Origin of the sequence: Roseateles sp., assembly GCF_047654785.1 — a bacterium.
GTDB lineage: Bacteria > Pseudomonadota > Gammaproteobacteria > Burkholderiales > Burkholderiaceae_C > Pelomonas.
The window spans coordinates 906,115-920,899 of the sequence record NZ_JASGKQ010000002.1; the positions used below are offsets into that span (position 1 = coordinate 906,115).

Below are 14,785 nucleotides of genomic sequence, written 5' to 3' on the forward strand. Positions count from 1 at the left end.
AGAGGGGCGCTACTCGTCGCAGCTGCTTTCGCGCACGATCATTTCGACCGGCAGCGTCATCTCGGCGGCGGGTTCTTCGGGCTTGTGGTGCAGCAGCAGGTCCACGCCGGTGGCGCCGAGCTGCTCCTTGTCGACGTGGACCGTGCTCAGCGGCGGGATCGCGGCGGCCGCGGCGCTGATGTCGTCGAAGCCGACGACGGCGATGTCGAAGGGGATCTTCAGGCCGGCGCCGAGGCAGTGCTTCATCGCCACCAGCGCGGTGCTGTCGTTGTAGCAAAACACGGCGTCCGGCCGCCGCGGCAGGCTCAGCAGGCTGCGCATGGCCTCGGCGACGCCGTCGTCGCCATCGCCCAGTTGCGGCACGATGACCTCCAGCTCCGGGTCGGCATGCACCTTGGCCTCGAACAGCGCGCGGCGGAAGCCCCGGTTGCGCTGCTGGATGCTGAAGTGCGCGAGCGAGCCCGACAGCATGGCGATGCGGCGCCGGCCGCTGCGCAGCAGGTGCCGGGTGGCGAGGTAGCCGCCCAGCGCGTTGTCCGGGTTGACCGAGGTGAAGCCGCGGCGCTGCATGTCCACCAGCACCATGGGCTTGCCGGTCTGCTTCAGCGCGGCCAGCACTTCCGGCTCGAAGAAGCCGGCGCACAGGATGGCGTCGGGCTGGTGCAGCCGGATCTGCTCCATCACCGGCTCCGCGGGGCCCACGACGATGAAGGACAGCGCGATGCCCTCGCGCCGGCAGGCCGCCTCCGCGCCGTGCAGCACCGGCGAGAAGAAGGGGCTGGAGGCCAGCGTGTTGTGCTGGCTGTGCAGCAGGAAGGCGATGCGCCGGATGCGGCCCTTCTTCAGCTGCGAGAAGTCGTAGCCCATGCGCAGCGCCGCCTCGCGCACCTTGGTGCGCGTCGCCTCGGTCATGCCCGCCTGGTTCTTCAGCGCGCGCGACACGGTGCCGACCGACAGGCCGGTCGCGTCGGCGATGTCACGGATGGTGACCTGGCCCACGGCCATCCTCCCCGGCGCTGGGCCCGGCGCGGCATGCGCGCGACGGCATCAAGGACATCAAGGATGGGTCTCCGTTGTCTGTTTTATTAAACGCATCGACGAGGCGTCCGGGCAGGGATCGGTGCGAGCGCCACCCGATGGTTACTGGGCATTTTTATAGCCTCCGGGTTTTTCAGCGTCAATCGGAATGGGCTGGGCGGGCGGTCTTTAGCTGGATTTACTAAACAACTGGGGCCGCTCGCCGGCGGGCCGGGTCGCCTGGCCCGCGGGGCCGGGCGCCAGCAGCTCCAGCTCGGCCAGCTCGAAGGCCGCGCCGCCGTCGAAGCGCAGCCGGTACTCGCGGTAGGCGCCGGGGCTGGCGATGCGGAAGGGGCGCAGCTGCGCGGGCCAGTCGAAGCGCTCGTGGCGGCGCCGGTCCAGCACGGTCCAGCGGCCGCGGCCGTCGCGGGCTTCCAGCGTCCAGCCCAGCGGGCGCGGCGGCACGGCGCCGCCGGTGAGGGTGTAGTGGCTGGCCGCCGTGGGCGCGGCGAAGGCGAGCTCGACGCTGGCCCGCGCGCGCAGCGGCAGCGTGGTGGTCGCGTCGTCGTCCACCAGCGCGCCCGCCGGGCGGCCGCCGTCGTGCGTGACCGCCGCCGCGCGCGGCGTGGCGTCGTCCAGGCCCTCGGGCCAGGCGCCCGGCGCGGTCAGCGACCCGGGCAGCGCGTCCGCGCCGCTGCCCCAGGCGGACGGCTCGGGCCCCATGACGAACTCCAGCGTGCCGCCGCCGGCGATGTCCTCGTGCCGCAGCCACGCGCGCGGCCAGGGCTTGCCGTTGAGCGTGAGCGACTGCACGTAGACGTTGGCGTCGCCGTTGCCGTGGGCGATGACGCTCAGCGTGCGGCCGTTCTCCAGGCGCAGGTCGGCGCGCTCGAAGGCGGGCGAGCCGATCACGTACTCCGCCGCGCCCATGCGCAGCGGGTACAGGCCCAGCATGCCGAACAGATACCAGGCGGACATCTCGCCGTTGTCCTCGTCGCCCGGGTAGCCCTGGCCGATCTCGCTGCCGATGTAGAGCCGCCGCAGCACCTCGCGGGTGATGCGCTGCGCCTTCCACGGCTGGCCGGCGGCGACGTACATCCACGGGATGTGGTGCGCGGGCTGGTTGCTGTGCGCATACATGCCGAGCCGCACGTCCCGCGCCTCGATCATTTCGTGGATGACCTTGCCGTAGCTGCCGGCGTAGCGGGCCTCGCCGGTCTCGGCGGTGGCGAAGAACTCGTCCAGCCGCTTCGCCAGCGCCTCGCGCCCGCCGAGCAGCGTCGCCAGGCCGGCGGCGTCGTGCGGCACGGTGAAGGCGAAGTTCCACGCGTTGGCCTCGGTGTAGTCGCCGCCCCAGACGCGCGGCTCGAAGCTGGCGGCCGGCTGCCGCCATTGGCCCTGGGCGTCGCGGCCGCGGAAGAAGCCGGTGGCGGGGTCGAACAGGTGGGCGTAGCCCGCCGCCCGGGCGCGGAAGTAGCCGGCCTCCTCGCGGTAGCGTTGTGCGCGCGCCGGGTCGCGCTCGGCGCCGGCCAGCGCGGTGGCGAACTGCGCCAGGCCGAAGTCGTTCAGCGCGCCCTCCAGCGTCCAGGACAGGCCTTCGTGGACCGAGAGGTCCACGTAGCCGCGGTACTGGGACTGCGCCAGCCCCTTGCGGCCGACGTTGGGCACCGGCGCGGCGGCCGTGGCGTTGCGCAGCGCGGCCTCGTAGGCCAGGCGGGCGTCGAAGCCGCGCACGCCCTTCAGCCAGGCGTCGGCGAAGGCCACGTCGGAGCTGGTGCCGACCATCAGGTCCGCATAGCCCGGCGACGACCAGCGCGACACCCAGCCGCCGTCGCGGTACTGCTGCAGGAAGCCGTCGATCATCTCGCCGCCGCGCTGCGGCGCCAGCAGCGAGTAGGCCGGCCAGGTGGTGCGGAAGGTGTCCCAGAAGCCGTTGTTGACGTAGACCTTGCCGGGCAGCACCGGCGCCGCCGTGTGCAGCGCGTCGCCGCCGGTGCGCCGGTCGGACCAGCTGCTCTGGTCCGCGTGCCGCCAGTCGGGGCGCGCGGCGCTGCCGACGTTCTCGTGCGCGACGTTGGGGTACAGGAACAGCCGGTACAGGTTGCCGTACACGGTGGCGAGCTGGTCGTCGCTGGCGCCCTGCACCTGCACGCGGCCCAGCAGCGCGTCCCACGCGGCCTGCGCGCGCTCGCGCACGGTGTCGAAGCCGTCGTTGCCGATCTCCTGCTCGAGGTTGCGGCGCGCCTGCTCGACCGAGATCAGCGAGGTGGCGATGCGCATGCGCACCTCGCCGCCGTCGCCGGGCGCGAACTTGACGTAGCCGGTGGGCCGGCCGGTGTCGAGGCGGCCGACGTCGATCCAGCGCTGGTCGAAGCGCGCGAACACGAACATGCGCGTCGCGCCGTTGGACAGGCCGCTGCGCGTGTCGGTGTAGCCGTGCAGCGTCTGCGTGGCGGCGTCCAGCGTCAGGCCGCCGCGGGCGTCGACGTTGTCGAACAGCAGGTTGGCGTCGCCGTCGCGCGGGAAGCGGAAGCGGAACAGCGCCGCGCGCTCGCTGGGCGCGATCTCGGCGCGGATGCCGTTGTCGAAGTCCACGCGGTAGGTGTGCGGCCGGGCCAGCTCGTGCTCGTGCGAGAACGGCAGCGCGCGGCGCTCGCGGTCCGCGTCGGGGCGGCCGGCGGCGGCGGAGGGCATCACCTGGAAGGTCTGGCGGTCGCCCATCCACGGGCTGGCCTGGTGGCTGAGCGACAGCGCCTGCAGCCGCGGGCGGTTGTCCGCGCCGTTGCGCTCGCTCCAGCTGTACAGCCAGCCCAGCGTGCCCGCGTTCGTGACCGGCGTCCAGAAGTTGAAGCCGTGCGGCATCGCGGTGGCGGGGATGTTGTTGCCGCGCGAGAACGCGGCGCTGGACTGCGTGCCGCGCGTCGTCAGCACGCGGTCGGACGGCCGCCCGGCGCGCCCGGCCGGCTGCTCGGCGATGGCCACGTCGTCCAGCCAGCCGCTGGCGCGGCCGCCGGCGCCGGGCCGCACCTCCAGCTCGACGGCGACGATGCGCCGCCCCTTCAGCGCGCCCAGCCGCACCAGCTTGTGCGCCCACTGCTGCGGGTAGAGCGTGTTCGAGCGCGCCTGCGCGGCCGCGCCCGGCTGCGCGCCGTGCTGGTCGCGCAGCGCGGTGTCGGACAGGCGCTGCCCGCCGTCCAGCACCAGGTCCAGCGAGACGCCGGTGGACGCGGCCGCGTCGCCGTCGACGATCTCCGGCAGCACCTTCCACGACAGCGCCGTGTCGTCGCCGATCACGAGGTCGACCGGGAACAGCCGCAGCCGGCCGCCGCCGCCGTCGGCCTGGTAGTGCAGCGCGCGGGCGCCGCTGTAGCCGGCCCGGGCCTTGGCGGCGTAGGGGTGCTGCGGGCCGTCGCCCGGCGCCACGCGCAGGCCTTCGGCCGTGGGCGTGGCCGGCAGCGGCTCGCCGGGTTCGAACGACGAGAAGAAGTGCGGGTGCGGCGCGGCGGCGCCGGCGGCCGTGCCGGCGAGCAGCAGGGCGGCAGCGAGCGCGCGCCGGGGCCGGGTGGGGAGGCGGAAGGGCATGGGCATCGGCGTCGGCATCGGCGTCACGGGGCGGACGGGTTCGGGGTCGGAGAGGGTGGGGAAGGCAGGGCGCGCGGCGTGTCGGCCAGCGCGCGGACGCGCAGCGCGGCCCGCAGCGCGGCGCTGCCGGCGGACGACGACACGCGCAGCGTGATGCGTTCGCCGGGCAGCAGCGTCAGCGCGTTGTCGGCGGGTTCGGCGTCCAGGTCGCCGAAGTCGATCCACACGGCGCGCGCCAGCGTGGCGGCGCTCAGGTCGAGCACATGGCCGCTGCCGTCCCGGCGCAGCTCGGCGCGCAGGCCGGCCGGGCGCCAGGCCAGCTCGCGGGCGGGGGCGAAGTACACCACCTCGCGGGACGCCGGCTCGCCGTCGGCCTGCAGCTCGAACACCGCGACCGTGGCCCGCGCGTCGGCGCCGCCGAGCAGCTCGGCGTCGCGGTAGCTGGCCAGCGCGGCGGCGGACAGCGGCGCGGCCTCGACCGGCCGGCGCTCGTCGCGCAGCACCCGGCCGTCCAGTGTCATCAGGCGCAGCCGCAGCTCGCCGCGTACGCGCCGGGTGCGGTCGTTCAGCAGGCTGACGGCGGTGCGGCCGTCGGCGCCGCGCAGCGCGGCCAGCGCCACCGGCGCGAAGAAGCGCCGGGCGTGGAAGTGCAGCGCCTTCCAGCGGCCGAACCAGTCGATGCTGGACCAGGACGCGCCGGGCCACACGTCGTTGAGCTGCCAGTACAGCGAGCCCATGGTGTGCGGCCGGCTCGCGCGGTGGTGGCGCGCGGCCAGGCCGATGCCCTCGGCCTGCATCGCCTGGCTCAGGTAGACAAAGTCGTCGAAATCCGCCGGTTCGCCGAACTCCATGCGGATGTAGTGCAGCAGGCGCTCGTTGCCCTCGCCGGCCAGGAACTTCTGGTGCGCGCGGATCACCGGCGCGTCCACGGCCTGCTCGCCGCGCGGCGCGAAGGCGTCGATGCTGCGCCGCACCGGCCAGGCCTGCAGCCCGTATTCGGACATGAAGCGCGGCGTGACCTCCAGGTATTGGCTGGGCGGGTGCGCCGGGTTGCCCCAGACCTCCCAGTAGTGCATGTCGCCGCTGCTGGCGATATTGGCGGCCTCGGCCATGTCGTCGCTGGGCGAACTGGGCCAGTAGGCGATGCCGCCGCCCTCCTCGCGGACCACCTGGCGCAGGTCGTGGTCGAACAGCTGCACATACCCCTGCCAGACGCGCTCGGCGAACGCGGGGTCGGCCTCCTTCAGCGCCTTGCCGTGGCCCCAGTATTTCCAGGCGATCTCTTCCTCGTTGTTGCCGCCCCAGAGGGCGATGCTGGGGTGGTTGCGCAGCCGGCGCACCTGGTCGCGCGCCTCGGCGACGACGCTGGCGCGGAAGGCGTCGTCCCAGGCCGGCTGCATGCCGCCGCCGAACATGAAGTCCTGCCAGACCAGCAGGCCGAGTTCGTCGGCCAGGTCGAAGAAGTCGTCGCTCTCGTAGTAGCCGCCGCCCCAGCTGCGCAGGAAGTTCATGTTCGCGTCGCGCGCGGACTGCAGCACGCGGCGCAGCTGCTCGCGCGTCACGCGCGGCTGGAACATGTCGAACGGGATGGTGTTGGCGCCCTTGGCGAACACCGGGATGCCGTTGACGGCGAAGTGGAAGCTGCGGCCGGTGGCGTCGGCGTCGCGGCGCAGCTCGATGCGGCGCAGCCCGGTGCGGGCGCTGGCCCGGGCCTCGCCGGCCTCCAGCTCGAAGCGGTACAGCGGCTGGTCGCCGTAGCCGGCCGGGAACCAGCGCTGCGGCGCGTCGATGCGCAGCGGCAGCTCGACGCGGTTGGCGCCCGCGTGCAGCGCGACGCGCCGCTGCGCGGCCAGCGTGCGCCGGCCGTCGGGCGCGGTCTGCCACAGGCGCAGCGGCACGGCGCCGTCGCGCAGCGCATCGATGGCCGCCACCGCGACCACGTCGGCGCGGGCCGTGTCCACGTGGTCCTGGCGCAGCTGCAGGTCGGCGATGCGCAGCGTGTCCCAGCTCTGCAGCAGCACCGGCCGGCCGATGCCGGCGGTCACGTAGCGCGGGCCCCAGTCCCAGCCGTAGTGGTAGCCGGGCTTGCGCACGAAGTTGCCGGTCATCGCGTCCCGCGGCTCGTCGCCGTAGGGCGACGGGTAGTTGCCGGCGATGCGGTGCGGCATGGCCTGCACGGCCGGCAGCAGCCGGGCGATCGGCGAGCGCAGCACGATGCGCAGCTCGTTGCCCGCCGCGCGCAGCCGGCCGTGCACCGGCACGCGCCAGGTGCGGAAGGCGTTGTCCGCGTCGAGGACGCGCTCGCCGTTCAGGTAGACCTCGGCGAAGGTGTCCAGGCCTTCGAACACCAGCTCGCTGCGCGCGCGGGCCAGCGCGGCGCGCGGCACGTCGAAGCGGGTGCGGTACTCCCAGTCCGCCAGGCCGATCCACTGCAGGCCGGCCTCGGGCGCACCGACGTAGGGGTCGGGGATCAGGCGCTGCGCCAGCAGGTCGGTGTGCACCGTGCCCGGCACGGTGGCGGCGTGCCAGGGCAGCGCCTCGGGGTGGGCGGCGGCCTGCGTGCTGCCGGGCGCCAGCCGGAAGCTCCAGCCCTGGCCGATGACCAGGCGGTCCGCCGGCGCGGCCAGCGCCGACGACGCGGCGGCGAACAGCAGGCCGGGCAGCCAGGCCGCCAGGCGCCGGAAAAAGGGTTGCGTGCTCATGGTGCGGGGGCCTTCCAGTGACGGTCTATCCAGTCGCCGTGCGTCGGCATCGTCGCGACGGCCTGCGCCAGCGTCGTGCGCACGCCTTCCACGTGTTCGGCCAGCCGGGCCTCGGGCATCTCGTCCACCATCGGGTGGTAGCCGCGCGGCAGGATGCGCTGGCCCAGCATCACCTGCACCCAGCTCGGCAGCGCGAAGAAATCCTCGCCGTGGCGGAAGTAGCGGCCGTCGCTGCGGAACAGGTCGAGCGCCTCCTGCAGGCTGTCGGGGATGTCCATCGTGCGGCAGCCGCGCCAGAACGGCGTGTCGTCGCGCTCGGTGGCGTGGTAGTGCAGGATCAGGAAGTCGCGCACGCGCTCGTACTCGAACGCGGACTCGCGGTTGAAGCGCTCCACCAGCCGCGGGTTGAAGTCGCGCCGCGGGAACAGGTCCAGCAGCCGCGTGATGCCGGACTGCGCCAGGTAGATGCTGGTGGATTCCAGCGGCTCCAGGAAGCCGCTGGCCAGCCCCAGCGCGACGACGTTCTTGTGCCAGAAGCGGCGGCGCATGCCGGTGGTGAAGCGCAGCAGGCGCGGCTCGGCGAGCGCGGGGCCGTCGAGCTGGGCCAGCAGCGTGGCGGCGGCCTCGTCGTCGCCGAGGTGCCGGCTGGCGTACACATAGCCGTTGCCGACGCGGTGCTGCAGCGGGATGCGCCACTGCCAGCCCGCCGCGCGCGCGGTGGCGCGCGTGTAGGGCGTCAGCGGCCCGGCGCCCGCGCTCGGCACGGCCACCGCGCGGTCGCAGGGCAGCCAGTGCGTCCAGTCCACGTAGCCGGTCCGCAGCGTCTGCTCGATCAGCAGGCCGCGGAAGCCCGAGCAGTCGATGAACAGCTCGCCGCCGACGGTCTCGCCGCTCTCCAGCAGCAGCGACTCGATGAAGCCGTCGTCCGCGCGCTGGTTCACGCGCACCACCTTGCCCTCGATGCGCTGCACGCCGCGGCGCTCGCCCAGCTCGCGCAGGAAGCGCGCGTACAGGCCGGCGTCGAAGTGGTAGGCGTAGGCGATGTCGGCCAGCGGCGAGTGCGGCGGCGCCTGCGGGTCGCCGGGCGCGAACCGGCCCTGCGGCGCCATCACCGTCTGCGGCGAGTACGCGCCGATGGGTGCCGCGCGGCCGGCCAGGAACAGCTTCAGCCACAGCTGGTGGAAGGGCAGCGGCCCGAGCGAGCGGCCGAGGGTGCCGAAACCGTGGAGGTAGCTGTCGCCGATGCGGCCCCAGTCGTTGAACTGGATGCCCAGCTTGGCCGTGGCCCGGGTGCGCTGGACGAACTCGGCCTCGTCGATGCCCAGCGTCTGGCCGTTGAACGCGCGGATGTGCGGCACGCTGGCCTCGCCCACGCCGACGATGCCGATCTCCTCGGACTCCACCAGGCGCACCGTGGCGCCGCGGCCCAGGTAGGTGGCCAGCGCGGCCGCGGCCATCCAGCCCGCGCTGCCGCCGCCGACGATCGTGATGCTGCCGATCCGGTCGTGCGTGTTCATGGCGACATCCCGAGAAAGCGGTGGCCGGCCGGAGGGCAGCCTGGCGCCGCTGGAAAAAAGGAGAAGCCCCGGCCGCGGCGGCCGGGGCGGGGGCGGTGCCGGGTCAGAACTTGTAGTTCAGCCCGATGTAGGCGATGCGGCCGGCGTAGCCGCTGGCATAGAAGCGGTCCTTGGTGTCATTGCCCAGGTGCGAGCGTGATTCCTGCTTGGTCAGGTTCAGCACCGAGGCGGTCACGCTCAGCTGCTTGCTGAAGTTGTAGGCCGCGTTCACGTCGATCTGGCTGTAGGGCTCCTGGTAGGCGTTCACGCCGTTGACCAGGCCGTTCACCACCACGCCGCGGCGGTTGTAGGACGCGCGCAGCAGGTACTGGTCGGTCTCGTAGAACACCGTGAGGTTGGCCTGGTTCTTCGCGCTGCCCACCAGCGGCGAAGTACCCAGCGCCGTGCCGTCCTCCAGCGTGATGGCCGCCTGGTTGGTCTTGTTGTAGGTGTAGTTGAACTGGAAGCCGAGGCCGAAATCCAGCGTGTGCTGCGCCGACAGCTCGATGCCCTGCGACACGCCGTTGCGGCCGCCGGCACTGGTCTTGTAGTTCTGCACCGTCACCAGGTTGCCGGCGACCGTCATGGGCAGATCCAGTTGCACCGGCACCGTGAAGTTGCTGACGTTCTTGCGGAAGAGGTTGACGCCCAGCACCGAGCCGCGGTGGAAGTACCACTCCACGCCGAGGTCGTACTGCGTGGCCTTGTAGGGCTGCAGGCTCTTGTTGCTGCCGCTGCCGAACCAGCCCTGCTGGTCGCCGCCGCCGGTCAGGCGCCGGTCTTCGACGTACTCCTGGCTGTAGTACTGCAGGCCGCCGGGCGCGGCGATGTCGTTGTAGCCCGGGCGCGCCACCACCTTGGAGGCCGCCGCGCGCAGCACGACGTTCTTGCTCAGGTCGTAGGCGAGGTTGATGCTCGGCAGCACGTCGGTGTAGCTGCGGTCCAGCGCGCTGACCGCGAACGATTCGGGGCGCCCCACCTGGTCCGGAAGCCGCCAGTAGCCCTCGCTGCCGCAGTTGGTGCCGGTCGGCGCGCCCGCGGGCACCGGGTCATTCTTCAGGCAGGGCTGGGGGGCGGCGCCGGGGGCGTTGTAGTAGTAGTCGTTGTAGGTCGTGATCTGGTCCGTCGAATCGGCGTGCTGCTTGGTGCGCACGAAGCGCAGGCCCACGTTGCCGCGCAGCCGGTCGGTGCGGATGTTGGCCTGCACATAGGCCGCGCGGATCTTCTCGTCCACGTGATAGACGAAGTTGTCCTCGTTGCGGGTCTGCATCGCGCCGTAGGTCTGGTTCAGGTAGGCGATGTAGGCCGGGTAGTCGATGGCCGGGAAGGCGCTGGCGTTGAAGCCGCCGGCCAGGTGGTCCAGCGAATTGCCGTACAGGAAGCCCGTCTGCAGCTTGCCGCGGTTGGCATCGTTGCACTCGGCCTGGTAGCGCTTGCTGTAGTCGGACGGGTCGGCGCCCTGGCACACCCAGTAGTTGTTGCCGGTGCTGCGGCTCGTGCCGCCGTCGCGCAGCTTCACGCCGAACAGCACCGAGTCCAGCCAGCTGCCGTCCACGTGCCAGGTGAAGTCGGCCTGGGCGTAGTTCTGGTGCGTGCCGTTCTTGGTCCAGGACGACGACGTGGAGCCCAGGTCGATCTCGCCGATGCCTTTGGCCAGGTTGGCCATCAGCTCTGGCGAGAAGGTCATCGTCGGCGTGCCGGCGGTGCTCCAGGAACTGGCGGTGTTGCCCAGCGCCCAGCTGCCGTCCGTGTTCTGCATGCGCGGCTTGATCGGCATCGTGAACTGCAGCTCCGGGCCGCCCTTGGCCCAGGTGCGCCCGGCCTTGACGCTGACGTCCAGCGTCTCGCCGCGCCAGTCGGCCTCGAAGTCGGCCGTCTGCGACCGCGACCGCTCGCGGTTGTAGCTGCCGGTGATCTGCGGCGTGGGAATCGTGCAGTCGTCCGGGCCCCAGCCGCCGGGCTGGAGGCCGGCCGCCGCGGCCTGGGCCTCGCTGCAGTAGTAGGTCTTGCCCGGGTGGATGCTGTAGTTCGCGCCGGTGACGATGGTGCCGCTCGGGTCGAAGCTCAGGCCGTCGAGCATGCGGCCGCTAGCCCAATTGCCGTCGGGCTTGTAGCGGGCGATGCCCCACTCCGGCACCTTCAGCATGTTGGTCTGCGAGTTCTGCGACAGGTCGAAGCGGAAGTAGTTGCCGGTCAGCGTCAGCTGGTCCACCGGCTTGAACTGCACGGTCAGCTGGCCGCCCTTGCGCTCGCGGGCCTCGTTCTTGACCTCGAGGTTGACCGAGGTCGGCATCATGAAGTTGGTGTAGTACTTGCCGTTCTGGTCGTTGAAGCCGGACTGGCCCCACCAGCGCGAGGTCAGGCCCGAGGGCCGGCCGTTCACGTCGACCGCCGGGTGCGTCGCGTAGTCGTCGGCGTACCACTGCCAGTTCTCGGTGCTGGCGCCCATGGTGCGCGTCGTGCGCTTCTGCTGCGTGTAGCCGACCAGCACGCCCAGGCGCTTGCTTTCGTCGTGCCAGGCGTACTGGCCCGAGAACTGGCCGTCGGTCTTGCCGGTCGTGTCGGCCGAGGTGCCCTCGACGGAGACGAAGCCGGTGCCGGACTTCACGTCCAGCGGCCGGCGCGTGCGCAGGATCACGGTGCCGCCGACGCCGCCCTCGTCGAGGCGCGCCTCGGGCGTCTTGAACAGCTCCGCGCTGGACAGCATGTTCGACGGCATCAGCATGTAGTTGAACGAGCGCGTCGGGTCGCCGTTGGACTCGGCGGTGGCCACGTAGTTGCCGTTCAGCTGCGTCAGCGTCAGCTCCGCCGCGAGGCCGCGCACGCTGACGTTCTTCCCCTCGCCGCCGCTGCGGTCGATGATGACGCCGGGCACGCGCTGCAGCGCGTCGGCCACGTTCTTGTCGGGGAACTTGCCGACGTCCTCGGCGGTGATCACGTCGACGATGGCGTCGGCATTGCGCTTCTGCGACAGGCTTTTCTCGATGGACGAGCGGTAGCCGGTCACGACGACCGCGTCGAGCTGGGCCGGGTTGGCCTGCTGCTCGGCCTGGGCCTGCGCCTGGGCGCCGCCGGCCAGCGCCAGCAGGCCCAGCCCGACGGCCGAGGCGATGGGGGTGGCCCGGAAGCGGGGACGGAGGCGGGAAACGGGACGGTGGCTGACGGCGGCTGTCATGTGTTGTCTCCTAGGCTGCCCTATCGGTGGGCTTGTTTGATCGATGCTCCATGCGCGGACCCAGTGCGGGCGGCGACCTCGATCCGGCGTCGTCGTTGGCCTTGTAACCTGGGGGTAACCCTTGGATTACTAAACAAGGAAATACGTCATCCGCCGGTGATGAGATTCGCATCTCACCCAGGAAAATTTATACAAATGAACGGGCGCCGCTCCAACAAACTTTGATCGTTGTGATGCTGTTTAGTGTTGCTTTAGTAAACGCTGCCTGCGGGCGCCATGCCGCGCTTGCGCCGGGCATGCGGGCCGCCGCAGACTGCGCGCTTCGCGCGGCGCCGCCGCCGCCACAGGAAGACCCGGCATGACGACTCCCGAGCGCTCCCCGCTCCCGCAACAGCCGCCCGGCGAGCTGCTGGTGGCCGACATCGGCGGCTCCTACATCCGCCTGGCGCGCTGGCGCGCCGGACAGGGCTGCGAGCTGCTCGCCAGCCTGCCGACGCCGGCCGGCGACTGGGCGGCGTTCTGCGCCGCGCTGGAGGGCGCCGTGCGCCGGGCCGGCCCCGGGGCGGCGGCGCTGTCCATCGCCATCGCGGGCGTCGTGTCGCCGCAGACCGGACACGTCGCCGCCGCCAACCTGCCGTGCCTGGCGTCGCGGCCGCTGGCCCGGACGCTGGCCGAGCGGCTGGCGATGCCGGTCGCCGTGACCAACGATGCCCACTGCGCGGCGCTGGCCGAGGCCCATGCCGGCGCGGGCGCCGGCCACGGCGTGGTGTTCTGCGCGGTGCTCGGCACCGGCGTCGGCGGCGGGCTGGTCGTCGACGGCCGGCTGGTGCGTGGCGCGGGCGGCCTCGCGGGCGAATGGGGGCATGGGCCCATCGTCAACGAGGCGCTGCTCGACACCGGCGACGGCCCGCCCGTCCGGCTGCCCCGCTTCCCGTGCGGCTGCGGCCAGGCCGGCTGCCTGGACACGGTGGGCGGCGCGCGCGGGCTGGAGCGGCTGCACGCTTTTCTGCATCCGGCGCTGCCGGCCGCGCCGGCCAGCCGCGCCATCCTGGACGCCTGGCGCGCGGGCGAGCCGCGCGCCGGCGCCACGGTGCGCGCCTACCTGGCGCTGGTGTCCGGCCCGCTGGCGCTGGTCGTCAACCTGACCGGCGCCAGCGCCGTGCCCGTCTGCGGCGGCCTGGGACGTTGCCCCGAGCTCGTCGCGGCGCTGGACGCGGCGGTGCGCCGGCAGATCCTGCGCGCCAGCGACGGCCCGCTGGTCGTGCCGGGCCTGCTGGGCGAGCAGGCCGGCCTGGTGGGCGCCGCCCATGCTTTCGCGGCGGGCCCGGCATGAGGCTGCTGGAGGTCTGCGTCGACGACGTGGCGGGCCTGGACGCGGCGCAGGCTGGCGGCGCGGACCGCATCGAGCTGTGCAGCAGCCTGGGGCTGGGCGGCCTCACGCCGTCCGCCGGCCTGATGGCCGAGGCCGCGCGGCGGCCGCTGCCGGCCATCGCGCTGATCCGCCCGCGCGGCGGCGGCTTCGTGTACTCGGCCGGCGAGGAGCGGGTCATGCTGGGCGACATCGAGCGCGCCGCCGATGCCGGGCTGGCGGGTGTGGCCCTCGGCGCGCTGACGCCCGACGGCGATCTCGACCTGGCGATGCTGGGCCGCCTGGCGCGGCGCGCCGACGGGCTGCAGCTGACGCTGCACCGCGCCTTCGACCTGGTGCGCGACCCGGCGGCCGCGCTGGAGGCGGCGGTCGCGCTGGGCTTCCACCGCATCCTCACCTCCGGCGGCGCGCCGGCAGCCGGCGCCGGCAGCGCCCGGCTGGCCGCGCTGGTCGCGCAGAGCCGGGGCCGGATCGTCGTGCTGGCCGGCAGCGGCATCCACGCCGACAACGTGCGGGAGCTGCTGCGCGCGACCGGCGTGCGCGAGGTCCACGCCTCCTGCCGCGTGCCGGCGCCGGCCCCGGCGGCCGCGCTGGTGGCCTTCGGCTTCGCGCCGCCGGCCGGCATGCAGACCTGCGCCGAGCGGGTGCGGGCGCTGAAGGCGCGGCTGCACGAGTCCTGAGCGGCGGCGGGCGCCGACGCGGCCTTGTCCGACAGACCCGGGCGCCGCCGGCTTCGCAGAATGCCCGCCACCGGCCCGCCGTCAGGAGACGACCATGATCTTCGATGCCATCCGTGAAAGCCACGACTTGCAGCGCGACCTCTGCCGCAAGCTCACCGCCTCCCGAGGCGACATGGCCGCCCGCCAGCTGCTGTTCCTGCAGCTGAAGGTCGAGCTGATGGCCCACGCCGCGGCCGAGGAGCGCCACCTGTACGTGCCGCTGCTGATGGAGGACGGCGGGCTGGACGCCTCGCGGCATGCGCTGCACGAGCACCACGAGGTGGACGAGCTGCTGGACGAGCTGTCGGTGCGCAACAAGCAGCAGGACGGCTGGATCGCCACCGCGAAGACGCTCAGCTTCAAGGTGCGCCACCACCTGAAGGAAGAGGAATCGAAGTTCTTCCAGGTCGCGGGCCGGCTGCTGTCGGATGCGAAGAAGCAGCAGCTGGGGCGCAGGTACCAGCGCGAGATCGTGCGCATGCGCAAGCACTACGCGGACGAGTTCGAGAGCCTGGCGGTATCGCGGGCGACCGGCCTGGTCCGGCCCGCCAGGCCGGCCGCCGACAAGCCGGCGACGCGCGGCAGCGCCCGGGCCGGCGCACAGCTGCGCGGCCGGAGCGCGCCGCAGCGCACGCGCTGAGCGGCGGCCGCGGCAACCCGCCGCC

At 72.9% G+C, this 14,785-nt stretch carries 8 protein-coding genes; 3 read left to right on the forward strand and 5 right to left on the reverse strand.

Going from position 1 to position 14,785, the window contains the following annotated elements:
• Nucleotides 1–9: 9 nt before the first annotated feature.
• The 5 genes from QM788_RS08675 to QM788_RS08695 form a co-directional block, all read right to left on the reverse strand.
• Entirely contained in the window at nucleotides 10–1,005 is a 996-nt protein-coding gene (locus tag QM788_RS08675; protein ID WP_415661085.1) for a LacI family DNA-binding transcriptional regulator, read from the reverse strand.
• A 201-nt stretch (nucleotides 1,006–1,206) separates the two neighbouring features.
• Nucleotides 1,207–4,599 (reverse strand): GH92 family glycosyl hydrolase, encoded by a 3,393-nt coding sequence (locus QM788_RS08680; RefSeq protein ID WP_415661086.1) that lies wholly within the window; start codon nucleotides 4,597–4,599, stop codon nucleotides 1,207–1,209.
• Between the two features lie 23 nt (nucleotides 4,600–4,622).
• Nucleotides 4,623–7,301 carry a beta-mannosidase gene (locus tag QM788_RS08685; protein ID WP_415661087.1) on the reverse strand — a complete coding sequence of 893 codons (2,679 nt, stop codon included), beginning with the start codon at nucleotides 7,299–7,301 and terminating at the stop codon, nucleotides 4,623–4,625.
• Nucleotides 7,298–8,818, reverse strand: coding sequence for a tryptophan halogenase family protein (locus QM788_RS08690; RefSeq protein WP_415661088.1), 1,521 nt, complete (start codon nucleotides 8,816–8,818; stop codon nucleotides 7,298–7,300). The genes QM788_RS08685 and QM788_RS08690 overlap by 4 nt, the downstream gene beginning before the upstream one ends.
• Nucleotides 8,819–8,921: 103 nt before the next feature.
• Nucleotides 8,922–12,032: a TonB-dependent receptor gene (locus QM788_RS08695; RefSeq protein WP_415661089.1), complete on the reverse strand. Its 3,111-nt coding sequence runs from the start codon at nucleotides 12,030–12,032 to the stop codon at nucleotides 8,922–8,924.
• Between the two features lie 358 nt (nucleotides 12,033–12,390).
• On the opposite strand from QM788_RS08695, the gene QM788_RS08700 reads away from it, so the two are divergent.
• From QM788_RS08700 to QM788_RS08710, 3 genes are all read left to right on the forward strand, one after another.
• Nucleotides 12,391–13,365, forward strand: coding sequence for an ROK family protein (locus QM788_RS08700; RefSeq protein ID WP_415661090.1), 975 nt, complete (start codon nucleotides 12,391–12,393; stop codon nucleotides 13,363–13,365).
• Entirely contained in the window at nucleotides 13,362–14,081 is a 720-nt protein-coding gene (locus QM788_RS08705; RefSeq protein WP_415661091.1) for a copper homeostasis protein CutC, read from the forward strand. The genes QM788_RS08700 and QM788_RS08705 overlap by 4 nt, the downstream gene beginning before the upstream one ends.
• A 94-nt stretch (nucleotides 14,082–14,175) precedes the next feature.
• On the forward strand, nucleotides 14,176–14,760 hold the full coding sequence (locus QM788_RS08710) for a hemerythrin domain-containing protein (protein ID WP_415661092.1): 585 nt from the start codon (nucleotides 14,176–14,178) through the stop codon (nucleotides 14,758–14,760).
• Nucleotides 14,761–14,785: the final 25 nt, after the last annotated feature.